25 protein-coding genes are annotated in these 26354 nt (G+C 44.6%); 10 read left to right on the top strand and 15 right to left on the bottom strand.

What is annotated here, in order from left to right; all coding sequences use genetic code 11:
* Positions 1 to 1653 (top strand): glutamine--tRNA ligase/YqeY domain fusion protein, encoded by a 1653-nt coding sequence (locus tag ABE28_RS23415; RefSeq protein ID WP_064467017.1) that lies wholly within the window; start codon positions 1 to 3, stop codon positions 1651 to 1653.
* Positions 1654 to 1692: 39 nt separating this feature from the next.
* On the opposite strand, the gene ABE28_RS23420 is transcribed toward ABE28_RS23415, so the two are convergent.
* The 9 genes from ABE28_RS23420 to ABE28_RS23460 all read right to left on the bottom strand — a co-directional run bounded on the left by ABE28_RS23420 (position 1693) and on the right by ABE28_RS23460 (position 10564).
* On the bottom strand, positions 1693 to 2553 hold the full coding sequence (locus ABE28_RS23420) for an STAS domain-containing protein (protein WP_064467016.1): 861 nt from the start codon (positions 2551 to 2553) through the stop codon (positions 1693 to 1695).
* Between the two features lie 24 nt (positions 2554 to 2577).
* A complete protein-coding gene (gene msrB, locus ABE28_RS23425; protein WP_064467015.1) occupies positions 2578 to 3531 on the bottom strand; it encodes a peptide-methionine (R)-S-oxide reductase MsrB in 954 nt (317 codons plus the stop codon).
* 169 nt (positions 3532 to 3700) lie between these two features.
* Entirely contained in the window at positions 3701 to 4885 is a 1185-nt protein-coding gene (locus tag ABE28_RS23430) for a NupC/NupG family nucleoside CNT transporter (RefSeq protein ID WP_064467014.1), read from the bottom strand.
* A gap of 258 nt (positions 4886 to 5143) precedes the next feature.
* The gene (locus ABE28_RS23435; protein WP_064467013.1) at positions 5144 to 5566 is read right to left on the bottom strand and encodes a hypothetical protein; all 423 of its coding nucleotides are present in this window, start codon (positions 5564 to 5566) and stop codon (positions 5144 to 5146) included.
* A gap of 127 nt (positions 5567 to 5693) precedes the next feature.
* The gene (locus ABE28_RS23440; protein WP_064467012.1) at positions 5694 to 6932 is read right to left on the bottom strand and encodes a sensor histidine kinase; all 1239 of its coding nucleotides are present in this window, start codon (positions 6930 to 6932) and stop codon (positions 5694 to 5696) included.
* A gap of 10 nt (positions 6933 to 6942) precedes the next feature.
* A complete protein-coding gene (locus ABE28_RS23445) occupies positions 6943 to 7614 on the bottom strand; it encodes a response regulator transcription factor (protein WP_064467011.1) in 672 nt (223 codons plus the stop codon).
* A 110-nt stretch (positions 7615 to 7724) separates the two neighbouring features.
* Entirely contained in the window at positions 7725 to 8915 is a 1191-nt protein-coding gene (locus ABE28_RS23450) for an ABC transporter permease (protein WP_306807318.1), read from the bottom strand.
* The gene (locus tag ABE28_RS23455) at positions 8842 to 9582 is read right to left on the bottom strand and encodes an ABC transporter ATP-binding protein (protein ID WP_064467010.1); all 741 of its coding nucleotides are present in this window, start codon (positions 9580 to 9582) and stop codon (positions 8842 to 8844) included. Before ABE28_RS23455 ends, ABE28_RS23450 begins: the two co-directional genes overlap by 74 nt.
* A gap of 1 nt (position 9583) precedes the next feature.
* Complete coding sequence (locus tag ABE28_RS23460; RefSeq protein ID WP_257390675.1) at positions 9584 to 10564, bottom strand: efflux RND transporter periplasmic adaptor subunit; 981 nt, start codon at positions 10562 to 10564, stop codon at positions 9584 to 9586.
* A gap of 281 nt (positions 10565 to 10845) precedes the next feature.
* On the opposite strand from ABE28_RS23460, the gene ABE28_RS23465 reads away from it, so the two are divergent.
* From ABE28_RS23465 to ABE28_RS23475, 3 genes are all read left to right on the top strand, one after another.
* Positions 10846 to 11430 carry a hypothetical protein gene (locus tag ABE28_RS23465; RefSeq protein ID WP_064467008.1) on the top strand — a complete coding sequence of 195 codons (585 nt, stop codon included), beginning with the start codon at positions 10846 to 10848 and terminating at the stop codon, positions 11428 to 11430.
* A gap of 97 nt (positions 11431 to 11527) precedes the next feature.
* Positions 11528 to 11866, top strand: a complete 339-nt coding sequence (locus ABE28_RS23470; RefSeq protein WP_064467007.1) for a DUF485 domain-containing protein — start codon at positions 11528 to 11530, stop codon at positions 11864 to 11866.
* 13 nt (positions 11867 to 11879) lie between these two features.
* Positions 11880 to 13418 carry a solute symporter family protein gene (locus ABE28_RS23475; protein ID WP_064467006.1) on the top strand — a complete coding sequence of 513 codons (1539 nt, stop codon included), beginning with the start codon at positions 11880 to 11882 and terminating at the stop codon, positions 13416 to 13418.
* A 78-nt stretch (positions 13419 to 13496) separates the two neighbouring features.
* On the opposite strand, the gene ABE28_RS23480 is transcribed toward ABE28_RS23475, so the two are convergent.
* On the bottom strand, positions 13497 to 13943 hold the full coding sequence (locus ABE28_RS23480) for a threonine/serine exporter family protein (RefSeq protein ID WP_064467005.1): 447 nt from the start codon (positions 13941 to 13943) through the stop codon (positions 13497 to 13499).
* A gap of 19 nt (positions 13944 to 13962) precedes the next feature.
* On the bottom strand, positions 13963 to 14718 hold the full coding sequence (locus ABE28_RS23485; RefSeq protein WP_064467004.1) for a threonine/serine exporter family protein: 756 nt from the start codon (positions 14716 to 14718) through the stop codon (positions 13963 to 13965).
* Positions 14719 to 15142: 424 nt separating this feature from the next.
* Between ABE28_RS23485 and ABE28_RS25510 the strand changes: the two genes are divergently transcribed.
* The 3 genes from ABE28_RS25510 to ABE28_RS23495 all read left to right on the top strand — a co-directional run bounded on the left by ABE28_RS25510 (position 15143) and on the right by ABE28_RS23495 (position 17841).
* Positions 15143 to 15280: a hypothetical protein gene (locus tag ABE28_RS25510; RefSeq protein ID WP_167353422.1), complete on the top strand. Its 138-nt coding sequence runs from the start codon at positions 15143 to 15145 to the stop codon at positions 15278 to 15280.
* A 165-nt stretch (positions 15281 to 15445) separates the two neighbouring features.
* Positions 15446 to 16792 (top strand): hypothetical protein, encoded by a 1347-nt coding sequence (locus tag ABE28_RS23490; RefSeq protein WP_064467003.1) that lies wholly within the window; start codon positions 15446 to 15448, stop codon positions 16790 to 16792.
* Positions 16793 to 16884: 92 nt separating this feature from the next.
* Positions 16885 to 17841 (top strand): class F sortase, encoded by a 957-nt coding sequence (locus tag ABE28_RS23495; protein WP_064467002.1) that lies wholly within the window; start codon positions 16885 to 16887, stop codon positions 17839 to 17841.
* 212 nt (positions 17842 to 18053) lie between these two features.
* On the opposite strand, the gene ABE28_RS23500 is transcribed toward ABE28_RS23495, so the two are convergent.
* A complete protein-coding gene (locus tag ABE28_RS23500; RefSeq protein WP_064467001.1) occupies positions 18054 to 18875 on the bottom strand; it encodes an alpha/beta fold hydrolase in 822 nt (273 codons plus the stop codon).
* 164 nt (positions 18876 to 19039) lie between these two features.
* On the opposite strand from ABE28_RS23500, the gene ABE28_RS23505 reads away from it, so the two are divergent.
* Together ABE28_RS23505 and ABE28_RS23510 are read left to right on the top strand one after the other, a co-directional pair.
* Positions 19040 to 20308 carry a dicarboxylate/amino acid:cation symporter gene (locus tag ABE28_RS23505; protein WP_064467000.1) on the top strand — a complete coding sequence of 423 codons (1269 nt, stop codon included), beginning with the start codon at positions 19040 to 19042 and terminating at the stop codon, positions 20306 to 20308.
* 94 nt (positions 20309 to 20402) lie between these two features.
* A complete protein-coding gene (locus ABE28_RS23510; RefSeq protein ID WP_064466999.1) occupies positions 20403 to 21074 on the top strand; it encodes a lysoplasmalogenase in 672 nt (223 codons plus the stop codon).
* A 73-nt stretch (positions 21075 to 21147) separates the two neighbouring features.
* On the opposite strand, the gene ABE28_RS23515 is transcribed toward ABE28_RS23510, so the two are convergent.
* Together ABE28_RS23515 and ABE28_RS23520 are read right to left on the bottom strand one after the other, a co-directional pair.
* Positions 21148 to 22347 (bottom strand): class I SAM-dependent rRNA methyltransferase, encoded by a 1200-nt coding sequence (locus tag ABE28_RS23515; protein WP_064466998.1) that lies wholly within the window; start codon positions 22345 to 22347, stop codon positions 21148 to 21150.
* 106 nt (positions 22348 to 22453) lie between these two features.
* Entirely contained in the window at positions 22454 to 23494 is a 1041-nt protein-coding gene (locus tag ABE28_RS23520) for a PTS sugar transporter subunit IIC (RefSeq protein ID WP_064467295.1), read from the bottom strand.
* A 418-nt stretch (positions 23495 to 23912) separates the two neighbouring features.
* On the opposite strand from ABE28_RS23520, the gene gdhA reads away from it, so the two are divergent.
* Positions 23913 to 25295, top strand: a complete 1383-nt coding sequence (gene gdhA, locus ABE28_RS23525) for an NADP-specific glutamate dehydrogenase (RefSeq protein WP_064466997.1) — start codon at positions 23913 to 23915, stop codon at positions 25293 to 25295.
* 137 nt (positions 25296 to 25432) lie between these two features.
* Here gdhA and rbsB read toward each other — a convergent pair whose 3' ends face one another.
* Positions 25433 to 26353 (bottom strand): ribose ABC transporter substrate-binding protein RbsB, encoded by a 921-nt coding sequence (gene rbsB, locus ABE28_RS23530; RefSeq protein WP_064466996.1) that lies wholly within the window; start codon positions 26351 to 26353, stop codon positions 25433 to 25435.
* Position 26354 lies beyond the last annotated feature (1 nt).

A 26354-nucleotide genomic window follows, 5' to 3' on the forward strand; every position in this document is an offset into this window, starting at 1 on the left:
TTGGAAAATAACGCTTCGAATTTTATTAAAACGATCATAAAAGATGATCTGGAGACCGGAAAACATGATCATATCATCACACGCTTCCCTCCTGAGCCAAATGGATATCTGCATATCGGGCATGCCAAATCCATCATTTTGAATTTTGGGGTGGCCGATGATTTCAACGGCAAAACAAACCTGCGCTTCGATGATACGAATCCATTGAAGGAAGACATCGAGTATGTTAATTCCATCAAGGAAGACGTTAAATGGCTCGGTTACGATTGGGACAATCTTTTCTTCGCTTCCGACTATTTCGATGAAATGTTCAAACGGGCTGTGCTGCTCATCAATAAAGGGTTGGCGTATGTGGACGACCTTAATGCCGAGCAAATCCGGGAATACCGCGGCACGCTGACAGAGCCTGGCAAAGACAGCCCTTACCGCAATCGTACTGTCGAGGAAAATCTTGACCTATTTGATCGGATGCGCAACGGTGAATTCGAAAACGGCACAAAGGTATTGCGTGCAAAAATCGATATGAGCTCACCCAACATCAATCTGCGCGATCCTGTCATCTATCGCATTTCCCATACCGAGCATCATAATACCGGCAATAAGTGGTGCATTTATCCGATGTATGCTTTTGCCCACCCAATAGAAGATGCCATAGAGGGAGTCACTCACTCGATTTGTACACTTGAGTTCGAGGATCAACGCCCGCTTTATGACTGGATCGTCGAAAATTGTGAAATGGACAGCAAACCGCAACAATATGAATTTGGCCGCCTTAATCTGACCAATACCGTGATGAGTAAAAGAAAGCTGAAGCAGTTAGTCGATGAAGGCTTCGTCGACGGCTGGGACGATCCTCGGATGCCTACCATATCAGGCTTACGCAGGCGCGGCTATACACCCGAGGCCATTCGTGCTTTCTGCCAAGAAATTGGTGTCGCAAAAACGAGCGGTGTCGTGGACTCCCAAATGCTCGATCATTTCGTACGGGAGGATCTTAAGCTGAAAGCTCCACGGACCATGGCTGTATTAAACCCGCTTAAAGTGGTCATCACCAATTATCCGGAAGGCGAGGTTGAATGGCTGGATGCTGAAGTCAATCCGGAAGTTCCGGAAATGGGCATGCGTAAAATCCCATTCTCTCGTGAGATATATATCGAACAAGACGACTTCATGGAAAACCCGCCGAAAAAATATTTCCGTCTTTTCCCGGGTAATGAAGTTCGTTTAAAGCACGCTTATTTCATAAAATGTGAAGAAGTGATAAAGGACGACAATGGTAATGTCATTGAGCTTCGCTGCACGTATGATATTGAAACGAAAAGCGGATCGGGCTTTACAGGCCGTAAGGTAAAAGGCACCTTGCACTGGGTTGAGGCTTCACAAGCAATTTCAGCGGAATTCCGCAACTACCAACCTTTGATCTTGGATACCGCAGCGGAAGATGAAGAAGAAAAAACATTCTTGGAGCGGGTTAATCCAGAATCGATCGAAGTTTTACAAGGCTTCGTCGAACCTAATATGAAAGACGTTCAGCCTCAGGACAAATTCCAATTCTTCAGGCATGGCTACTACAATGTCGATAGCAAGCTTACGAAATCCGATCACTTGGTATTCAACCAAATTGTCGGATTGAAAAGTTCATTCAAGATGTAAATCCCAAAAAAGAACCAGGCCCCCGCGGGCACTGGTTCTTTACTTATTTTCGCTCGTAAGTTTGACCCCTTGCTTGGTAAGGGCCTGCTTTAGTGTGCTATAGGTCAAAACCTGGCTGAAATCGAGGCCAAGCTGGATCGACGTTTGAGCAACCTCCGGACGTATTCCGGAAATGGTCGATTGTATGCCTAACAATTTAAGGGTACGGATCAATTCAAATACTTGGTGGGCAACCATCGTATCCAGGAGTGTGACCCCTGATAAATCGATGAATAGGTGAGAAATATTTTTGCTGATGCATTTGCTTGGAGTCGTTTCCACGATTTCCTTTGCCCGATAAGTATCGATTTCCCCTATCAAAGGCAACACCGCCATGGCATCAACGATCGGGATGACAGGTGAGCCTAATTCAGTGATTAAATCAAGTTGAGCATGCAGCCGTTTTTGGGTCAACAGATAGTACTGCTCAGTGAACTCACGGTTCAATTGATCGAAAGCTTGGTTAATGACCCGGCTCCATCGAATGATTGTATCCTTCGCAATTTCATTATCATCCTTAAGCATATGGTCGGTGATGAAGTCCCAGTATGTTTCCCTCACTTTATTAAGCGCTTCCAATACTTCGTAAATTGGCGTGTCCGATTCAACCCTGCTTTTCGCGACCATTGTCGCCCATTGCTCCATATTCTCAATAAAAGAACTTTTATCCTCCAGTAATGCACTGGTCACGGTCTTGATCGTCAAAGTGTTCTGTTTCCTCAGAAGCTTCTCCACTTCTGCATCGGTATCCACGGAATAGATCGAACCCACCTGCTTTTCCCTTAAAGCGAGCCATTTTTCCGTAATCATGGATGAATGATCAAGGATGTAACGATATAAAATCCCATCTACTTTTTCCATTTGTGTTCCCCTATCCAAAAAAAGTTATTTCATCTTAAAAAGTAACAATAAATCCCCATACCCCTCTTTCTCCATATCGATTCTTGGAATGAAGCGAAGGGCGGCGGAGTTCATGCAATATCTTGTGCCTTTAGGTCCTGGTCCGTCAGGAAATACATGGCCAAGGTGGGAATCGGCTTCCCTGCTGCGCACCTCCGTGCGGGTCATCCGATGGCTGAGATCGACTCTTTCATTGACACTTGCCGACATGATGGGCTTGGTGAAGCTCGGCCAGCCACACCCGCTATCATACTTATCCCTTGAATTGAATAGCGGCTCCCCAGAAACGACATCTACATAAATGCCTTCTTCATAGTGATTCCAATAGGCATTATCAAAAGGCGGCTCCGTACCATTTTCCTGGGTGACATGGAACTGGGTCTCGGTCAACTCATCTCTAAGATGGGCGTTATCCTTAGGCCAATTTTCTTTTATGAAGGCTTCCCGTCCTGAGCCTTTTCGATATAAGCCATAGCGAAATTGATTTTTCAGATGGAATTGCTGATGATACTCTTCAGCTGCATAAAATTTTCCCGCTGGTAAAATATCCGTGACTATCGGCTTCTCAAACCGACCGCTCATCATCAATTCTCCCTTTGATCGTTCGGCTTCACGCTTCTGGCGCTCATTACAATAGAAAATGGCTGCCTTGTACGGCTGTCCCCTATCGGAAAATTGGCCGCCAGCATCTGTGGGATCGATTTGTCGCCAAAATATCTCGACTAATTCTTTATATGAAATGATCGATCGATCGAATAACACTTGAACTGCTTCAACGTGATCAGTCGATCCGGTAATCACTTGTTTATAACTTGGGTTGGGAGCAACTCCTCCCGTATAGCCTGATGTCACTTCAATAATTCCATCTCTTTCATCGAAGGGAGCGACCATGCACCAAAAACAACCTCCTGCAAAAATGGCCGTTTCATTCTCATTCATTTTCCTCCATCATTCCCTCCATGACAAGTCATATTATGTATTATATACCTGTACACCAATACCCTTCAATTTCAAGTAAATCATGTAACAAAATATGAAAGAGGCACTTAGAGTATATCCAAGTGCCTCTTTCACGATAAATCCGCTTTCATATCATAATATGCGTTACTTAAATGATCACACTGACGATGATCGCCGATAGGATGCTGACAAGCGTCGCACCATATAGCAGCTTCAGGCCAAAACGAGCAACAACATTACCTTGCTTTTCATGAAGTCCTTTGACTGCACCTGCAATGATCCCGATGGAAGAAAAATTCGCAAAGGAAACCAAGAAAACGGAAACGATTCCAATAGTACGGTCACTCAATGTTTTTGCGGCATCGCCTAAGCTCAGCATCGCAACGAATTCATTCGTCACTAGCTTTGTCGCCATGATTCCGCCAGCCGTCACGGTTTCCGAAATCGGAACACCCATGATGAATGCAAATGGTGCAAAGATATAACCCAAAATCTCTTGGAAGCTGATGCCGAGGATCATATCGAATAAGCTGTTGATTCCTGCAATCAATGCCACGAACCCGATTAACATCGCTGCAACCGTCATGGCTACTTTAAATCCATCCATGATATATTCGCCAAGCATTTCGAAGAATGACTGCTTCTCTGCCCCTTCTTCAACGACAAGGATATCGTCATCATCCGTAACCGTATAAGGGTTGATGATGGATGCAATGATGAATCCGCCAAACATATTGATGACAATTGCCGTTACGACATACTTTGGTTCAATCATCGTCATGTAAGCACCGACGATTGACATCGATACAGTTGACATCGCGGATGCACAAAGTGTATACATCCGTGCTGGTGGAATGGCACCAAGTTGTTTTTTCAAAGTTATGAAAACCTCGGATTGGCCGACTATTGCGGATGCAACCGCATTATAAGATTCCAATTTACCCATGCCATTCACCTTGCTCAACAGTAATCCAATCCACTTCATGATGAATGGTAGGATTTTAAAGTGCTGCAGAATCCCGATCAATGCCGAGATGAAAACGATTGGAAGGAGAACATTTAAAAAGAACGGTGCTGCTCCTTCATTTGCAATGCCGCCGAATACGAAGCTAATCCCTTCATTTGCCCATTCCAGGAGTTTTCCAAAGCCATCGGCAATCGAATTGATGATGACTAACCCGAACTTTGTATTCAGTAAAAGATAAGTCAAAATAAGCTGAATGATCACCATGAAGATAATCGGCTTGATTTTAACCTTCTTGCGGTCACTACTCCCTAATAAAGCTAGTCCAAAAACAATAAGCAGTCCTAAAATAGCAATCAGAAATTTCATATTCTGCCTCCACTAAGGTATATTTAATGATCGTGCATTAATAGTAGGTTGCCCCCAAAAAATTATGCAAACGTTTTCTCTTTTATCCAAATTGGTTGTACGTACCTCTTTAGAACTATATATTAAACTAATTTATTTTGAAGTGCAATCATTATTTCTCTTTCAAAAATGGCAATTAGTAACAAGCATGCAATTCCCTATAAACAAGCAAGGTTCCTCCTCGAGGAACCCGCCCTTTTTCATGATTGTGTCACAATGTCAGACCTCCGTCTTTCTCGATACAATCGACGTAATGATTCCAGCTCCCCCGATTAGAAGGAGGATGATGGATGCGACCAAGCCGCCTGACCCTTGATAAAAACCGGTGTACTTGCCAGCTAGTGAATTCCCTCGTTCGAAGCCTCCGCCATTTGGCATCTCACCTTGTTTTCCACCGCCATTACCCAACCCTTGCGGAGGCGTTCCCATATTGCCGCTTGTTTCTGGTACGGTTTCGGCAGCCGAATCACTGGATGGTTCCTCGCCAACGGTGCCAGCTTCTGCAGGCTGGCCGACCATCGCCTGCCTCTTCATGTTGTCACTTCCATCTACAAACATCATGATTCCGATGACCGCTTGGACCATTAAAAGGAAAAAAGCCACGATTGATATCAAAAAACGCATTGCACCAAGTTTATTCATATTGATTCTCCTCGACAAGAAATGTAGTAACAAGGTGATTATCTAAAAAGACCCTTAATTTTTCCTTAAGCTGCCAAGGAAAATCAAGAGCCTTTTTTTAAAATCATTTGCGGCATTCCAGCCTCGCTTACATTTTCTTTTGGTTTCTTGGAAAAGTGATTTCAAAACGGGTGCTGACATTCGGTTCACTCGTAACCTTGATGTTGCCTTGGTGCGCTTGTACTATCCATTTGGCAATCGATAAACCTAATCCGGAGCCTTCATTTTCTGAACGGGATTGCTCCACTTGATAAAAGCGGTTGAAAATCAAGGCTAGTTCATCCTGAGGGATACCTATGCCATTATCCTCCACGGAAAGGATGATCGATGAAGCATTCTTGATGCAAGAAAGCGATATCTCCCCGCCTTCCCCCGTGAACTTCATCGCATTATCCACCAAAATCACCAAAAGCTGATGAATCCGTTCTTTATCCCCTTGAAATACCACCTGATCGGGAGCATGGCAAATGATTGTTTTTTCTTGAAAAGATGCTATATCAGAATACTGTTCCACGATATCAATAAGTAATTCATCAAGGAAAAAATTCGCTTTCTTGACCTCCATCTGATTCGAATCCGTCCTGGTCAAGGTCAAAAGTCCGTTTACCAACTTATTCAAGCGGCGGACTTCCTTCGAAATGATCGATATATCGACAGCTTTTTCCTCGATTGTCGCGTTCGGTGATTGGAATAACAAATCAGCCCTTGACTGGATGACAGCAAGAGGTGTGCGGATTTCATGCGAAGCATCCGAAACGAACTGCTGCTGCTGATCCCATGACCGCTTTACCGGAATAAGGGCCCGTCCTGCCAGTAGATAGCCGGCGCCAACCGCCACCAAACTTCCAATGCCCCCGCCGACAAACAATATGAGCAACAGGCGATCGAGCATATCTTTTTCGGAGTCGACATTCCTGATGAATTGTACGATCAACTCCCCATAATCCGTATCGACCTTGGTGGAAAGGGCCCGATACGTGTAGCCATTCACCGGGATCTCTTCAATCTCATCGTATTTTTCAGGATGGAATTCCGCTTCATTGATCTTGAAGAAATCGTCGACACTGAGTCTAGGCTCTATGATCGTATCTTCCGGTCCCCAAACGATGACGCTCGGGCCCGGCCCCAAAAGAAACTCGCCTTGCGGACGTCCTCCGGGCATGCCTCCATTGATGAAGCTCCGGTAATCCTTTTTCAGCGAATCATTGACATCCCTATAGATTTGATCTTCGGTATAAAAATAAATCGTTCTGCTTAATATGGCTAGCAAGACAATAAAGACGATGGAATTCAATAACGTTAGTTGAAGCCGTGTTTTTTGGAACATAATGATCCCCTTATGGTTGTTTTAGCATATAACCAATTCCCCGAACGGTTTGAATATCTTTATGATAATCGAAAGGTTCCAATTTTTTTCTAAGGTGATGAATGAACACTTCGACAATCGCAATCGTCGTATCTGAATCAAACCCCCAAATGCGGTCGAAAATTTGCTCACGGGTCAGTATTTTCCCTTTGTTTTGGATGAGGTACTCCAATAGTTCGTACTGCTTCGAGGTCATTTTGATGACCTTCCCATCAACCGAAATATCCTTTTCTTTTTCAAGCAATTCAATTCCACGGTATTTCACATGCTGCGAAAGCGTAATGATGCCGCTTCTGCGAAGGAGGGCACGAATCCTTGCCTTAAGCTCCGGAGCTTGGAACGGCTTGACTAAATAATCATCGCCGCCCATCTCAAGGCCTCTGACGCGATCCTCAAGGCCATCCTTCGCCGTCAGAAACAAAACGCTTGTATCGATTTTCGCTTCCCTGACCTTCCGGACGATTTCAAAGCCATCCAATCCCGGAAGCATTACATCCAATAAAATGATATCGTAAATGCCTTGCAGGGCCATGAATAGCCCATCCTCCCCATTATTTGCTGTATCGACTTCATATTCATCCGTGAGAATTTGCCGGATCGATTCCAATAATGAAGCATTATCTTCCACCACCAAAATCTTCATGAAGCGTTCCCCCCCTGACCGTTTCGATTGCTATTTATGTTGATTTTATCCTTTTTCATATACAAAAGAAAGCAGGCTTATTCCTAGCCGCTTTCTTATGGTTTGTATGCTCATTCATGTCGCAGTGCCTGGATTGGATTCAATTTCGATGCCTTGTTGGCAGGGAATACGCCAAAGATTATTCCGATCAATATCGAGAATAAGAAGGCAAACAGTGTCACCGACCAGGAATAAGTAATCGTTAATGTTGAAAAAGCTGAAATCGACTTTGCGATTCCCAACCCGAATGCCACCCCCAACAATCCCCCTAAGCAGCTCAAGACGATCGCCTCGATCAAAAACTGCAGAAGGATCGATTTCCGGTTCGCCCCGATCGCTTTTCTGATCCCGATTTCCTTGGTTCTCTCAGAGACGGAAACCAACATGATATTCATGATGCCAATTCCGCCTACAAGCAGCGATATACTGGCAATTCCGCCAAGCATGAGTGTGAACGTATCGGACACGGAGCTCATCGTTTCCATCAAATCTTCTTGATTGGATACGGAGTAATTATCACCTTGACCAGGAAATGAAGTCGTCATCACACCTTGTACTTGGTACATGGCCCGTTCAACGATGTTCTCGTTCTTGGCTTTTACATAAACGGTTCCGATTGTTGTGCTGCCTGTCGCGCGTTCGGCAGTCGTGATCGGTGCAATGATTACATCATCGCCGCTCGAGCCCATGGAGGTGCCAACTGATTTCAGCACACCGATCACCCGGTAGGAAACACCGCCGATAAGAACGTTCTGGTTCACCGCATTTTGTTTATCAAATAGCGTGCTTGCCGTATCCGATCCGAGGATAACGACCTTGGAGCGTAATTCCGTTTCCAAATCCGTCAGGAAACGTCCTTGACTAAGCTCAAGATCCCGAACCGACAAATAGGATGAAGTTGTACCGGTCATTGAAACCTGTGTTGAATTTTCACCGTTTTTTGCATATACGCGCCCAGTGACCACAGGCGCGGCATCAGTTACCCCGTCAAGCTTCTTAAATTGATTGATCGTGTCCTCCGTCAGCTCGACTGAATCCGTATCCGTGACGCTTACCGTCAATAGATTGGTACCCAGGCTATTGATCTCATCTTGAACGGACTGTGAAGACCCTTGTCCAATCGAAACAAGGACGATGACGGAGGCAACACCAATAATGATGCCAAGCATGGTCAAAAAAGCTCGGACCTTATTGGTTTTGATAGAGCGTATGGCCATCTTCATCGATTCGCTCAAGTTCAATCCAATCACCTCCGTTCTCAAAAAGCTGTCCATCCTGAATCCGAACGACACGAGTCGCTTCTTTCGCCACTTCCAGGTCATGGGTGATAAGAATGATGGTTTGTCCCTTTTCGTTTAAATCCTTTAGCATCTGCAGCACCTCTGCACTGGTTCTGCTGTCAAGCGCCCCCGTCGGCTCATCCGCCAATAAAACGGAAGGGTTGCCCGCTAGTGCCCTTGCAATTGCCACCCTTTGCTGCTGTCCGCCCGAAAGTTGATTTGGTAAATGGTTCATCCGGTCACCAAGGCCTACCCGATCCAGGCACGCAACGGCGACCTCTTTTCTTTCCTTCACGCTCACCCCTCTATAGACTAGGGGAAGCTCGACATTTTCCAGCGCGGTCAATTTCGCCAGCAGATTGAAATTTTGAAAGATGAATCCTATTTTAATGTTACGAATCGCAGCTAATTCATTATCCTTCATTTTTTCCACTTCTTTTTCATCAAGAAGATATTCGCCTGTGTCTGGCTTATCAAGGCAGCCAATCATATTCATGAACGTCGATTTCCCTGATCCGGATGGTCCGATGATGGAAATGAAGTCTCCCTTATCGATGGTAAGGCACACATCCTGAAGTGCCGTAACGGTTTCTCCGCCTAGTTCATATGATTTGGACATGTTTTTGATTCTGATGATGGGTTTCGCCATATCACTGACCTCCCCCGCCGCTCGGCATTCCGCCACTGCTTGGCATCCCGCCTCCGCCCGGCATTTTCATTTCTCCGCCATTTGGCATTCCGCCGCCGCCTTGGCCGCCCCTCATTCCATTGAAGCCGCTCCCTGTCCCGCTTTCATTGGAGATGGTTATCGGTAAGGAAACCTCCTGGCCCTCTTCCAGTCCAGAAGTTATTTCAATATATCTATCATTATTGATACCAGTCTCGACCAAGGTCTTTGAACTGGAATCCTCTTCCGTTGCACCAGCCTGCTGTACATTGACATACTTTTTGTCACCATCCATTTGAACCGCTTCGATTGGAACGTATAACGCATCTTTTGCATCATTCGTCAAAATACTCACTTCAGTCGACATCCCGATTTTGATATTGCGGGGTTTATCGATTTGAATCGTGACATCGAATGAAGAGACGCCATTTTCATACGTGCCTTCCTTTGCTACAGTGGTCACCTTCCCCGTAAACGTTTCATCTTCGAAGGCGCTCGCTTTTATATCGACCGTTTGTCCTTTTTTCACGCTTGGGATATCCAATTCATCAACACTGACCGTTGTTTTCAACTTTTTATAATCCGTAACATGTGCCACCACATCGCTGCCTGATATTCGGTCGCCCGCCTCAACATCCAACGTGGTTACCGTACCATCGAACGGGGCGGTTATCGGGTCACTTCCATCCGTGAAAGTAATGAGTTCGTCACCCTTTTCAACCAATTCATTTTTTTCTACAAGCACCTCATCCACCTCGGCCGTAGCAGAAGAAGTTATGTCCTCACTATTGATTGCAGCGACAGAACCCGAACCACTTATCTGGACTTCAAGATCTCCCTTTTCAACCTTAGCCGTCACTGACTTTGCCACAGCCGGCTCGGCTTTTTCCTTCATGAAGAACCAAACCGAACCCCCAATGGCGAGCACCAATACCGTGCTAAGCATAATCCATTTTCTCATCATTTTTTCTCCTTTCAGATTTCCTTTGTTGAAAGAAGTATCGCTAAGGAAGCTTAATTTTTCCTTAAGGGTTGTTTTATCATAATTAAATTGATCTTCAGCCTGAATATTCCGGCCTTACCCGGAGTTTTCCGACCTGCTTCATCGATATTCCAGCCTTACCCGCTGGTTTCCGGCCTGCTTCAACCATATTCCGGCCTTACCCGCTGGTTTCCGGCCTGCTTCAACCATATTCCGGCCTTACCCGCTGGTTTCCGGCCTGCTTCAACCATATTCCGGCCTGCTTGAACGATATTCCGACCTTACCCGCTGGTTTCCGACCTACTTCAACCATATTCCGGCCTTACCCGAAGTTTTCCGGCCTGCTTCATCGATATTCCGGCCTTATCGGATTTTTCCGGCCTGCTTCAACCATATTCCGCCCTTACGCGGAGTTTTCCGACCTGCTTCATCGATATTCCGGCCTTACCCGCTGGTTTCCGGCCTGCTTCATCGATATTCCGGCCTTATCGGATTTTTCCGACCTACTTCAACCATATTCCGGCCTTACCCGCTGGTTTCCGGCCTACTTCAACCATATTCCGGCCTTACCCGCTGGTTTCCGACCTGCTTCATCGATATTCCGGCCTTACCCGCTGGTTTCCGACCTACTTCATCGATATTCCAGCCTTACCCGGAGTTTTCCGGCCTGCTTCATCGATATTCCGGCCTTAAGCGGATTTTTCCGGCCTACTTCAACGATATTCCGGCCTTACGCGGAGTTTTCCGACCTGCTTCATCGATATTCCGGCCTTACCCGGAGTTTTCCGGCCTGCTTCATCGATATTCCGGCCTTACCCGGAGTTTTCCGGCTTTTGCTGTCGAACTAAAAAAGGGTAAATATTGAATTTTTAATTTACAGTATATTCTAAAAACTATATACTAAAAGTTGGTAATCAAATCTGAATGAATGAAGGGGGAACCACTTTGGCATCAAACGATTCTATTGCTAAACAAGAGGAAGTAAGCGCTTCCAGTGATTACAGCAAAATTGTCCAAACCCAATCTTTTCAAGAGCTTCTGAGGAAAAAACGCAATTTCATCGTACCGCTCTCCATCTTTTTCATGGTCTTTTATTTCACCTTACCGATCCTTACTTCTTATTCGAAGGTTCTTAACTCTTATGCATTCGGGGACATCAGCTGGGCATGGGTCTTTGCTTTTGCCCAATTTATCATGACTTGGACCTTATGCATCCTTTATTCCAAGAAAGCGGCACGTTTTGACCAATTAGTAGAAAAAATCGTTAAAGAAGCGAAAGGGTAAGGGTGAAATAATTATGAATATGCTTGCTTTTATACTATTTTTACTCATTGTCGGCCTAACATTGGTAATTACCTATTTTGCTTCGCGCCGCACCAAAACGACCGCCGACTTTTATACGGCGGACAGCAGCCTGACGGGTTGGCAGAATGGCTGGGCAATTGCGGGTGATTATATGTCTGCCGCCTCCTTTCTCGGAATCGCCGGGATGGTCGCATTATCCGGGTTTGATGGTTTTTTCTACAGCATCGGGTTCCTTGTCGCATACCTCGTCGTTCTCTATATCGTGGCCGAACCGCTGCGCAACCTTGGGAAGTATACGATGGCGGACATGATTGCTGCCCGCTTCAATGAAAAAAGGGTACGCGGGGTCGCTGCCCTTAACACCATTTCCATCTCCACTTTTTATATGATCGCCCAGCTTGTCGGTGCAGGTGCCCTTATAAAATTATTACTCGGAATTGATTATTTGTACTCCGTCATCATCGTAGGCATTTTAATGACCGTCTATGTAGTATTCGGGGGGATGACGGCCACCAGCTGGGTCCAGATCGTCAAAGCCGTATTATTGATGGCAGGTACATTCATCATTTCCTTAATCGTGCTGGCTAAATTCGACTTTAGCGTGATCGAAATGTTCAAGCAAATGAAAACAGCCACCCCTTTAGGAGCGGATTTCCTCAACCCAGGGAATAAATTCAAGGATCCTTTGGATACCCTTTCACTTAATTTGGCGCTCGTCCTCGGGACGGCGGGGCTTCCTCACATCCTCATCCGTTTCTTTACGGTCAAAGACGCCATCACAGCGAGAAAGTCCGTCGTATATGCCACATGGATCATCGGAATCTTTTATATCATGACCATCTTCCTTGGATTTGGAGCGGCCGCTTTTGTTGGTTATGACAAAATCATCGCAGCGAACGCTGCCGGCAACATGGCCGCCCCGCTGCTTGCCGATGCCATCGGCGGCGACTTCCTGTTCGCCTTCGTATCTGCAGTGGCCTTCGCTACCATTTTGGCGGTTGTCGCAGGGCTTGTTCTATCGGCCGCCTCTGCCTTTGCCCATGACTTTTATGGCCATATCATCCGAAAAGGCCAGGCCACCGATAAAGAACAAGTCGTTGCAGCTCGTTGGGCATCAATCGGTGTATCGATCCTTTCCATCATCCTGGCCTTATTTGCCCAGAACATGAATGTCGCTTTCCTTGTGTCCCTTGCCTTTGCAGTCGCTGCCAGTGCCAATCTGCCCATCATCATCTTCACGGTATTCTGGAAACGCTTTAACACAGCCGGAGCTGTCACGGGGATGATTGTCGGGCTGGCTAGTTCTTTAATTCTCGTTTTCCTTAGCCCAAATGTCTGGTCCCCTATAGAGGGGGCGGCTATTTTCGTTGGGGAGCCATTATTCCCGCTTGCCAACCCAGGCATCGTCTCGATCCCTGTCGGTTTCCTAGCAGCCATCGCCGGTACATTGCTATCAAGCAAGAAAGCCGATGCCAAGAAGTATGACGAAATTTTGGTGACGGCCAACACGGGAATGAAAGATCCTCTCTAAACGCGAACCTTATTTTTAACTAACAAAAAGAGAAAGGAGATCATGGCCTCGACGCCTGCTCTCCTTTCTCTTTTTTGCCTAACTTCCTGCTCTCATCTTTCTTCTATTGTACTTGATTACCAGTTGATTCATCACTTCCGCAAAGATCAATCCCATCGCGATGGCACCCGCCAGCATGAAAACTTTTGCCGCCATTTGAACCGCTACATAAAAGTCATTCACGACAAAATGCTTCATGGCATTATAAGACAGGCCCCCCGGTACGAGGGGAATGATTCCCGATACATTGAATACTGTGATCGGCGTTTTAAACCTTTTCGCAAAATATTGGCTGATGACCGCTACGACAAAGGCAGAGGCCAATGTAGCTATGATGCTGTCTATCTCATTTTCAACCAAAAAATAATATAAGATCCATCCGATCATCCCTACACAACCACACTGGAACAATGAACTTTTCGGTACATTAAAGATGACTCCAAAGGCGGCAGAGGCAATGAAACTTGTTATAAGCTGTGCTAACATCCTTTATCCTCCCTTAAAATCATAAGAAAAAAAACGCAGCCGATATTCCTGCCCCGATGGCTAAAGCGGTCAACCCTGCATCCGCTCCTTTGGAAAGACCTGATACTAAATGGCCTGCAATTAAATCCCTGGCTGCATTCGTAATTAAAAGCCCGGGAACAAGTGGCATCACCGCACCAATGATGATCGTGTCCAGATGACTTCCTACTCCAATGTTAACAAAGAACAGCGCGACAAGTCCTACCACTAAAGAAGCAATGAATTCAGCAAAAAAGCGAACTTCCAATAGTCTATGTAAATAAAGCAGGCAGGAAAAGCCCATGCCTCCAGCTATACAGGACCAGATGAAGTCATTCCACTGACCCTGGAACATGATTAAAAAACACCCGCTCGCTATGAAGGCAGCGAAAATCTGGCCCCAGAGGGGATAACCCATTCCAGCCCCTTCAATTTGCTTTAACCGTGAAAAAGCCTCTTCTGGTGTCATTTCCTTACCCGAAATGCTTCGGGAAATGCTATTGACCAAAGTAACTTTGTGTAAATCCGTAGACCTCTGGGAGACACGAATCAATTTGGAGGCTGGGTGCATACCATCCAAGGAAAAAATAATTCCCGTAGGAGTTGAAAAACTGTGTGAATCCGCGCATCCAAACGCTGCAGCAATCCTGACCATCGTATCTTCCACCCGTGAGGTTTCCGCTCCGTTTTGAAGCATGATTTTCCCCGCTAGTAAACATACATCTATAATTTCATTGTATTGTAACTTTTCATCCATTTTATCCTCTCCATCACTTTACATGTGAGTTGTTTCTCCCATTCTAAGGATCACGAACTTATCAGCTTAAATCCACCTCATAATAGCCCAATTCCCGTGAAAAGGATATAAAAATGTTTCCATTTTTCTTTACAATCCAGTATTCCCCTTATTTCTTGTAGAAACCACTATAACGGTTGAAAATGGGACTAGCATTTTAACAGCACATTCACCCTCTATTTTTTTATATTTGTATCGGAGGAATAAAGCCTGACCAACCATTTTTAGTTCATTATGGAAATATCAATGATCTTATTTTTCCGTTTTCGCTTTATTGATTTTTTCAAAAGGGTATCCGGGCTCGGCTTATCTTCTTGTTCATCAACATGTTTCTTGCACATTACCCGGAGCTTATTCTCAGCTCCGATTTCAGAAGGAGGGAAATATGGAATTACTAGTTTGGATTGCTCTTATACTTATCGTATTTTTTTCTTCAAATATCATTGAAAAAAGATTGAAGAATATCGAAAAACAAAACAATCGCATAATAGAAGTTTTAGAAGAAATTAGAGATCGGAAATAATGGTTCCTTCATTCTGATAACCGGTGAAAACCACTGTTGCTTAGACCATGAAAACATAAAATAAAAAATCTTTTTAAAAATAGTGATCCAAACCCATCCCTCTCCCCGTTTATTAGGTGTAAAGAAAAACGGATTGAAACATTATGAATGAGGAGAGTGGATGAAATGAGATTGAGTAAAAAATTTATTATTCCTGTATTAGGTGCTTCACTATTAATGCCTACGATGGCAAATGTGAGTGCATCCGAAATGAAGTCAACAGCCGTAACACCTGCAGCCGATCTACGCGCTGACTTGGATTACTTATTATCTGAACACTTCACATTGGCAGTAGCGGCAATGACAACGGCTTACGATGGATCTAAGGATGCAGACGAAGCTTTCAAGGCACTGGATCAAAACGCGGTCGATATGGAACCGGCCATTGCCTCCATTTATGGCGAGAAGGGCGCTGCTGAATTTGAGAGAATTTTCAGGGAGCATAACAACTATACAGATGATTTTGTGAAAGCGACAAAGGATAATGACGAAGCTGCCATGGCTGAAGTTGATAAAGAAGTTGAACAATTCGTAAATGAATTTGCGAAATTTTTAAGTACAGCGACTGAAGGTAAACTACCTGAAGCTGCAGCAAAAGATGCGCTTCGCATGCATGAAGATCAAGTAAAAGAAACATTTGAAGACTACGTAGAAGGCGATTATGAAGGTGCAGCAAAAACATACCGTGAAGGCTTCCAGCATATGTTCGACATCAGTAAAGCGCTATCGACTTCCATTGTAACGCAAATGCCGGATAAATTTGAAAATTCAAAAGCGGACACACCGGCTGCTGATTTACGTTCTACATTGAATAGTTTGGCAGCTGAACACTTTGCTTTAGCTACAATGGGCATGCAAAAAGGATTCGAAGGTGCAAAGGACTATGACTATATTGGATGGTCTGAAAATGCCAATACAGCTGATTTCAAAGCAGCTATCGGTTCCGTTTATGGTGATGAAGGTGCTGCCCAATTTGAAAAGATTTGGCAAGGAGATCACATCAATGCACAAGCTGAATTCGTAAGTGCACAAATAAAAGATGATAAAGCAGGCGAACAGGCAGCAAAGGACAAGCTCCATAAGTTTGCACAAGAGTTTGGTACATTCTTAGGTAGTGCAACAGGGGAAAACCTGCCAACGAAGGCAGCTCAAGAAGCGGTTAAAGCACATGAAGATACAGTAATCAAAACGTTTGAACAATATGTAGCGGGCGACTATGCTGGAAGCTATGACACATACCGTGAAGGGTACAAATTGATGTTTGGTGTCGGTCAGGCGCTTGGCGATGCCATTGTAAAGCAAAATCCAGACAAGTTTGCCGGAACAGCGATGCCATCTGATATGCCTAAAACGGGCATGGGCGGTGCTTCCGAACAAACAACGAACCCACTAACGATCATTTGGACAGCCTTAGGTTCCTTAGCAGCGTTAATGGCAGTAGTGGTCGTACGTAAAAGAAAACTGTCTAAATAAATATTAAATTCCCTTACCCTATACCATAATGAAAAAAGAGAGTTCAATCTCTCTTTTTTTTTCAAATTGAGTGATTGAAATGAGGTCATGATATGAATAAACTAATTCATTTCGCTTGTTTTACCTTAATAGCCATTATTCTAGTGAGCGGAACGATTTACGTGAAACAATTAATGGTTCAAGCATCAGAAACTAAAGAGCAGGATAGGAAACCCGTTAAAGAAATGCAAGAGGAAAATTTAAAAAATCGTGTCACACTAGCAGAAGAATTTACTGTATTAAAGGAGCATAAGACAGAAAAGAAACCGCTCAATAAAAAATTCACTGGAATTATCCCGACAGATATAACCATTCCTTCCATTGATGTGAAAGCTTCAATTGAGCAAGTCGGTTTATTGGAAACCGGTGAAATGGATGCCCCTTCCACTGAAGACGGCGTGGCTTGGTTTGAACCTGGCGCAAAACCAGGGGTGAAAGGAAACGCAGTATTGGCAGGGCATGTAGATAGTAAGACAGGGCCCGCCATTTTTTATCATTTAAAAGCCCTCGAAAAAGGCGATGAAATTACGGTTAAAGATAAACAAGGAACACAACTCACATTTGTGGTGACAAATAAACAAAGCTATCCACGAGACAAAGCCCCTCTTAACGAAATCTTCGGATATAGCACAGGGCGCCATTTGAATTTGATTACATGCACAGGCACCTTCGACCGATCAAAAGGCACGCATCAAGAACGATTGGTCGTATATACAGAATTGAAAGCAGAAGAGGCGATGCAGCTTGAAAATGAAGCCAAACTGCCTGATGCACCAACGAATGTAAAAATAAGCGGGAATTTGTTATCCTGGTATGCCGTACGTGAAGGAAATATCATTGGTTACCGAATATACAAAAAAGTGCCTGGCGGAACATTCACGCATATAGGGAGCATATCAGAGTACGAACGTAAAAGTTATGTAGATAAAAACATCTTAAATGCTCATTACTATGTAACAGCGGTTAATGAATATGGCCAAGAATCAGCTCCATCCAGCATGGCTAAATGATAAGAAGTTCACTCTTTGAAGTGTCCAATTGGTAGACACAATATCCCTGCTGCTTCCAAGGATTGAGTTCGGCATTGCGCCGGACCGATCCTTTTCATTTTCCCTTTTGGTCAGCTCTTGTTTGAAGGTGCAGGACGCTTACTTGGAGATACACATCCATGCAAGTTTTTTGCACCCTCACATTTCCCAGCCATTGAAACCATAGAAAATGCTTATCCTTCAGTTTCTCCTATTCCTTTTTGAATAAAGTCCTCCACGGTTTGATTAAACAAATCGCTTTCTTCCAGAAAAGGGCAATGGCAGCTATCTTCAAAGATTACGAGTTGGGAATTAGGGATATGTTCATGCAAATGCTCCCCTGCAGCAACCGGAATCACTTTTTCTTGCCTTCCGAAACAAAGAAGGGTGGGAACGTTGATTTTGGGCAGGAAATCACGATAATCAACGATTGATTGGTCAAATAGAATGCTGCTGGCAATCGATTCAGGCATTCTGGTTACTTCCTCAAGCATCCAGTCTGCATCCTCCCCGGATAATTCATTTTTAAACATGGAGGAAAGGAATGTTTGTAAAAAAGGGGTGCGATTCGTTTGGATCTCCGTCATGAAGGCTATCAACGTGCCCATATCAAAAGCACCGATCTCAAAATCAGGCCATTTAAAATCAGATGCCAGCTCATCGACGATCACTGTTGAATGAACATTTCCCCCGCCGAATTGCTTCAGGTAATCCCAGACGACAAAAGCCCCCATCGACCAACCTACAAGGATGACATCCTTCAGTTTCCGTTTACTAATGAATGCATGTAGATCCTTTGCATATACGGAGACCGTATTTCCGTAATGAACCTCGTTCGACTTGCCATGGCTTCTCAAATCAAGCAGAATCGTTCGATAGTTTTGTGAGAAGTATGGAAGCTGCTTAGTAAAGAAGCGACTGCTCATCCATACCCCATGGATAAAAATGATCGGACGTCCCTGCCCCTTTTCTTCATAGAAGAGCCGGACGCCCTCTTCCACATCAAAAAATGTCATATTGACCCTCCTAACCCAAACTTTTCAATCTTTCTTCTTATTATGTATTGCGTTTCGGCTTTTAACATTCCTTCCTTTAAAAATATATTGTCAAACCTGCATCTAAAGCTGATAATAAAGTATATTTTTATTGATTTCTTCATCCTGAAAGGACGGAATTTTTCATGAAGAGTTTTTTTAAAAACTATCGATCGTCATTGATCCTACTCACTGCCATCATTATCGGCGGGATAGCGGGCGTCGTTTTCGGTGAGAAGACCTCGGTCATACAACCGCTGGGAGACTTATTTCTAAACTTGATGTTCACGATCATCGTGCCATTAGTATTTTTCAGCATCGCTTCAGCCATTGCCAATATGAGCGGAATGAACCGCTTAGGCAAAATCATGGGCAGCATCGTGATCGTTTTCCTGACGACAGCCGCTTTGGCTGCCGTGATTGGTTTCATTGGGACAACCATCATCAACCCTTTGGAGGGCACAGATACGACAGCCATCAAGGAATTGATGGAAAACAGTTCTCCTGAGGAAAAAATTGAAGAAGTTTCTTTCTTCAGTCAACTTGTCAACACGGTAACGGTGTCCGATTTTCCAGAACTGTTCTCTAGAAGCAATATGCTCCAGCTTATTGTTTTCTCGGTGTTAGTTGGACTTTCGACTGCACTTGCCGGGGAGAAGGCTAGACCGATCACTGAATTTTTGACAGCTGGAACGGCTGTCATGATGAAGGTCGTTAAAATCGTCATGTACTATGCACCAATTGGACTTGGGGCTTATTTTGCGACGATCATCGGACAGCTCGGGCCGCAGATTTTAGAAGGCTATGCGCGCACCTTCATTCTTTATATCGTCCTAGCTTTGATTTATTATTTTGCCTTCTTCACTTTGTATGCCTTTCTCGCAGGTGGGAAGGATGGCGTTAAATTATTTTGGAAAAATGCCTTGGCGCCATCAATTACAGCCATCGCTACGTGCTCCAGTGCCGCATGCATTCCAGTCAATCTGGAATCAGTCAAGAAAATGGGCGTGCCAAAGGATATTGCGGAAACGGTCATTCCACTCGGAGCCAACACTCATAAGGATGGGTCCGTATTTGGCGGGGTTCTGAAAATCGTTTTTCTATTCAGCTTATTCGGTAAGGATATGACAAGCATTTCAAGCATATTGAGCATCCTTGCCGTTGCCTTTTTGGTTGGTGCTGTCATGGGCGCCATTCCTGGGGGAGGGATGATCGGGGAAATGCTGATTCTGAGCGTATTCGGCTTCCCGGTTGAAGTTTTGCCGATCATTGCGGTTATATCCACGATTATCGATGCACCTGCTACACTGCTGAACTCAACAGGAAACACAGTTTGTGCCATGCTCGTGTCCAGGCTCGTCGAGGGCAAGAACTGGTTAAAGCAAGCTTTTGTTAAAGAAGATTCGGCCGTTTGATCGAACGGATGCCTGGTTGTCCAGGCATCTTTTTTTTTAGGAGCAAGGTCTTCCCTGCCGATGCATAGAATGTAACTGTAAAGGAGGGATTCCGATGTTTACGAAGTGGTTGCCTGCGGCGATCGTCATTACGGGACTAGCCTATATTTTCGTCATACCTGAAGAGCCGTTGCTTCTGAAAATCAGCTGTAAAGTGATTCCGATGATATTGATTTTGCTTTACGCCAGCAAAACCGGAGCGAAAGGGAAACGATATCCATTCCTGATACTCCTTGGATTATTCTTTTGCATGCTTGGGGACGGCTTATTGATCTGGTTCCTTATCGGCCTTTCCGCCTTCTTGATCGGCCATCTTTTCTATATTGCAGCCTTCCTGAAATCATGGAACTTTTCCTGGCGCCGATTCGCCACGATACTGCCGATTGCCATTTACTCGACAATAATCGGTCGGGAAATTATCCGTTCCCTGATTGAAACAGGTGAGAATGGCCTCATCATCCCTGTAATCGGTTATGTGACGGTCATCTCCCTCATGGGCTGGACGGCCATCATGACCAGAAATAACGCTGCAATCATCGGCGGGATTCTGTTCGTGATTTCCGATTCCATCCTAGCTTGGAACAAATTCATTGACGTTATTGCTTTTTCCGGTCCACTGATCATGCTTACCTATTATGCCGCCCAATTTTTCATTGCTGCCAGCATTCGCAGCAGCCCATCCTTCAGTTTGGCGAATGCCTTGAAAGATGAGACCCCAATCCGGTGACACGATGATTCCGTTCCACATGAAACAATGAAAAAAGCAGTCACAGCTCGAATTGAGCGGTGACTGCCCTTTTTCACCCTTTGATTTTCCTGATGAAGACCACTTTTAAATAGTTGCCTTCCTTATATTCCGGACTTGTTTTGAAGTCAGCCGGCAATGAGAATTGCTCGATGATTTCATACTTCCCGTTACTTTCCCTGAAGGCCGCTTCGATGAAGCTCTTGAATTTCTTCATGTCAAACGTGCTGCAATTAGTCGATGCGATGATGACTCCTTCGTCTTCCGTAATCGCAATGGTATCCTTCAATAGATTCGTATAATCTTTTCCAGCGCTGAATGTGAATTTCTTCGATTTGGCAAAGCTCGGCGGATCGAGGATGACCATGTCGAATTTCAACTCTTTCTTCACTGCATATTTAAAATACTTGAATACATCCATCACGACAATGTTCTGCGTTTTGGGATCTATACCGTTCACGCTGAACTGCTCGATCGTCTTCGGTAAGCTGCGATTCGCAAGGTCGACGCTTGTTGTTTTAATCGCACCGCCCAAAGCGGCAAACACGGAAAATGCTCCCGTATAGGAGAACATATTCAGCACCGTTTTCCCTTTTGCATAATCATCTCGGATTTTCCGTCGGACATCACGCTGATCAAGGAAGACACCGACCATGGCGCCATCATTCAAATAAACAGCGAACTGGACTCCGTTTTCCTTTACAAGAAGCGGAAATTCCGGTTGCTCGCCCATAACGAAATCGTCTTCTTCGACATATTGCCCCTTCGTATCAAAGCGTTTCTTCTGATAAATCGATTTGACCTCGACGGTATCCTGTAATGCCTTGATGATGTATTCCTTGAACGAATAGATCCCTTTGCTATACCAGCTGATGACATAGTGACCGTCATAATGATCGATGATCAAACCGCCAATCCCATCGCCCTCCCCGTTAAACACACGGAAAGCGGTCGTCTCAGGATCTTGAAAATAAGGGTTACGGAATTCAACGGCTGCCCGGATCTTCCCACTAAAAAAGGGTTGATCGATTTTTTCATTTTCACTTTTGGTCAATACCCAGCCATAGCCCTTATTTTGTTTCCCGTAATATCCCTTTGCGAGGAAGCGTTTATTCTCATCGACCAAACGCACTAAAGACCCCTCTTCCTGAAGATCATGAAGATTGGATATCGACTCTTTAGCGATCAGCGGAAAGCCCTTGCCCATTTTGCTTGCATACTTGGCTTTCACTTTTATATCTATTTCTTTTCCCATCTATATCATCCTATCTATGCAAATGCTTACCTTCCCATTTTACCCTAATCCCTTTATAAATAAAAACCAGCCCGGTTGTCCAGGCTGGTTCCTAATAAAATCTTGTTTATGATACTTCCAAGTGAAGATCGCCCGGTTTCACTTTACCCATCAGCTTCAGCACTCGATGCAGGGCAAGGGTGATCAATGCCGGCAAGACCATGCCCACAGCTACATAAACCAAGAATGTATACAATCCTTGCCCTGTAATGATGGCTATCGGGGCAATCATTGAACTTAACCCCATGCCCCCAAGCTCATACGGTACCTGAAAATCAAATGCCATGGTAGCGATCGGGGCACAAATGATTGCCGCAATGAAAGGGGGGACGACATATAATGGCTTTTTGATTAAATTGGGAAACTGGACTTTTGGCGTAACGACCATCTGCGCCAGGAAACCGCCCATATCATTATCTTTATAAGACATGACAGTGAACCCGACAAACTGAACGGTACAGCCGATTAAAGCTGCTGCACTGGAAACGGGATCTAATTGCAAGGCGATCGCAAGGGCAGCGGATGAAGCTGGTGTCATCAATAAAACGCTCCATACCAAGGCGATGACCATGGATCCGATTAAAGGCGACCCTCCAACGGCTGCGGTGATTTGACCGCTTAACCAAGTTAGCAATGGTGTGGTTACAAGAGCAAGTCCATAACCGGAAACCCCGCCGACAAGAACTGCCCCCAAAGGAATCGCCATGATATCCAACTTTGTTTTGCCAATTAGACGCTTACCTACATAGGTTGCAATGACTGCTGCCAGGACGGCACTTAATGGCTGCCCCGTAACGATCGTGAAAGCCCCCTCTGCCGTTCTGTGAATCGCAGCACCGCCAACCGCACTCGAAGCCATTGCGCTAAAGATGATCAATGAATTCCCTCCAAGCTGATAGGCAATGCCTGCCCCAAGCGCAGGTGCAAGCAGGACCTTTGCGGCTCCGCCTATTGCAAGGAAGACCTCCCAGCCTAAATACCCTCCAATGGATTCAAATAATAACCCGATTCCTAACGTAACCAAAACTGCATTGGCTATTCCTGTAGATGCCCTGTACATTCGATCGTTGATATATGCTTTCCTGCTCAATTTATTTCCTCTCCTCATCATTTATCAGAATATTCACTATAAATAAACCCAAAAAAAGTCCCTGTCCAGAGAAAAATCAATCTCCTTCATTTATCACAAATCGTGACACCGGCCATGATGCCTGTCCGTATAATAACATGAATTTTCAGACAATGTAAGGCGTATTTATATACCAATAAAATAAAAACGCTTTCATAAAAGCGATTTTAATAGGGGTTTATGCAAATATAATGAAGAATTGTATTATTTCAGTATATATGATGAGTTCTATTCCACTTTAAGCTTCATCTTCAAGCTCCCTCTTTCATATCAAATCGGTCAATAATTGATCTAATATTCAGATTGTTCCATGAGATTTTTAGGTATATCATGAAGGAATCATCCAAAAGCAGATAGCTTGATTCATTTATAATTCCAGATAAGGAGAGCAAACTCAATGACAACTTCACTAAAAGTCGATCATGAAGAATTACAGGTAGCCAAAGAGTACGTAAGACATGTATACGCGCAGGTTAAGGAACGTAATCCACATGAAAGTGAATTCCATCAAGCCGTCAAAGAAATATTCCTTTCGCTTGTCCCCGTATTTGCAAAGCATCCCATATATATGAAAAATGGAATATTACAAAGATTGGTTGAACCAGAACGAATGATCAACTTCCGCGTTTCCTGGGTCGATGACCTGGGCAATGTCCAAGTTAATCGCGGTTTCCGCGTTCAATTCAACAGTGCAATCGGTCCATTCAAGGGCGGCCTGCGCTTTCACCCCACAGTCAATTCAAGCATCATAAAGTTTCTTGGTTTCGAGCAAATCTTTAAAAATTCTCTTACAGGCCAGCCGATCGGAGGAGGAAAAGGCGGATCGGATTTCGATCCGAAAGGCAAATCGGACTCGGAAATCATGCGCTTTTGCCAAAGCTTCATGTCCGAGCTCAGTCGTTATATCGGGCCCGACACAGACGTACCAGCTGGTGATATAGGCGTTGGCGCAAGGGAAATCGGTTATCTTTTCGGCCAATATAAAAAGATGCAAGGCAGCTACCATGCCGGTGTTTTAACTGGTAAAGGATTAAGCTATGGCGGAAGCTTGGCCCGTACCGAAGCGACTGGTTATGGGACAGTATACTTCGTCGAAGAGATGCTTAAGGACAAAGGGTTACAATTCCATGGAAGCACGGTTGTCGTTTCAGGATCAGGCAATGTTTCCATTTATGCGATGGAGAAAGCTAAGCAATTGGGCGCTAAAGTCGTTGCCTGCAGTGATTCCAACGGCTACATTTATGATGAAAAAGGTTTGAACCTTGATACGATTAGACAGTTAAAAGAAGTGGGACGAAAAAGATTGAGTGAGTATGTCCATTCACACCCGGATGCGGAGTACAATGAAGGCAGCTATGGGATTTGGTCCGTACCATGCGATATCGCCCTTCCTTGTGCCACACAAAATGAAATTGATGAAGAAGCGGCAAAATTGCTGATCAAAAATAATGTGAAAGCGGTCGGCGAAGGTGCCAACATGCCTTCGACCCTTGAGGCAATTGATGTATTCCTTAATCATGGCATCCTTTTTGGGCCTGCAAAAGCGGCAAATGCAGGCGGGGTAGCCGTTTCTGCACTTGAAATGGCTCAAAACAGTGCAAGAATGCCTTGGACGTTCGAAGAAGTCGATGCCAAATTGCAAGCCATCATGAAAAACATCTATAAAAACAGTGTAGAAGCGGCAGATGAATACGGTGAGCCTGGCAACTTGGTTGTTGGTGCCAATATTGCTGGATTCCTTAAAGTGGCGGATGCCATGCTCACTCAAGGGATACTGTAACCTAACAGATACTTATTCATGGAGCGGTCCGACACACGGGCCGCTTCTTTTTGTTTAAAGAATCGGCCTGTTCCCATAAAAATCACCATCAACAAAAAAAGTGCCGGAAAAGCCCCGGCACTCTCAATATTCGCTGTTTATTCTTTTGTGACCAATTTCAGCGGTACGGAAATGGTTTTTTCGACTTTGTCGCCTTTCAAGATCTTTTCAGCCGCATTGACCGCCTCTTCACCAATCAAAGCAGGTTGCTGGGCAACTGTAGCTTTTAGTTCACCGCTCTCGACAGCCTTCAATGCATCATCATTGCCATCGAAGCCTACCACGATGATATCCTTGCCTGCTGCCTTGATTGCTTCAATGGCACCTAATGCCATTTCATCATTATGTGCGAATACCGCTTGGATATCTTTATTTCCTTGCAAAATATTTTCCATTACGTTAAGACCTTTTGTCCGGTCGAATTCTGCCGTCTGGCTTGTCACGACATCTAATTGCTTGTCCGCAAGATTATGGAAGCCTTTTCCACGTTCACGAGTTGCAGACGCTCCAGATACACCTTCAAGCTCAACTACCTTAGCTTTTTCACCAAGCTCTTTCACTAGGTATTCCGCAGCCAATTCCCCACCAGCGACATTATCGGAGGCGATGAATGTTTCGATATCGCCTTCATCTGATGAGCGGTCAATCGTAATGACAGGAATCCCTTCATCATTTGCAGATTGAACGGCTGAAGAAATTGCCGCAGAGTCTGTCGGATTCACTACAAGGACATCCACCTTTTGAAGGATTAAGTCTTCAATTCCGCTAATTTGTTTAGCCGTATCATCTTGGGCATCTACGACTGTAACCTTCATGCCTTTTTCTTTTGCCTCTTTTTCAATCCCATCCTTTAATGAAACGAAGAAAGGATTATTTAAAGTGGAAATGCTGACACCGATTTTTACGCCTTTTACAGAGTCTTTCTTTTCTTTTTTATCATCTTTCAGACCCGAATCCATTGAGCATGCCGCCAAGACCATTAAAGAAAGAACCATGATGATCGATACGATTTTTTTCATA

Source organism: Peribacillus muralis, assembly GCF_001645685.2.
Taxonomy (GTDB): Bacteria; Bacillota; Bacilli; order Bacillales; family DSM-1321; genus Peribacillus; species Peribacillus muralis_A.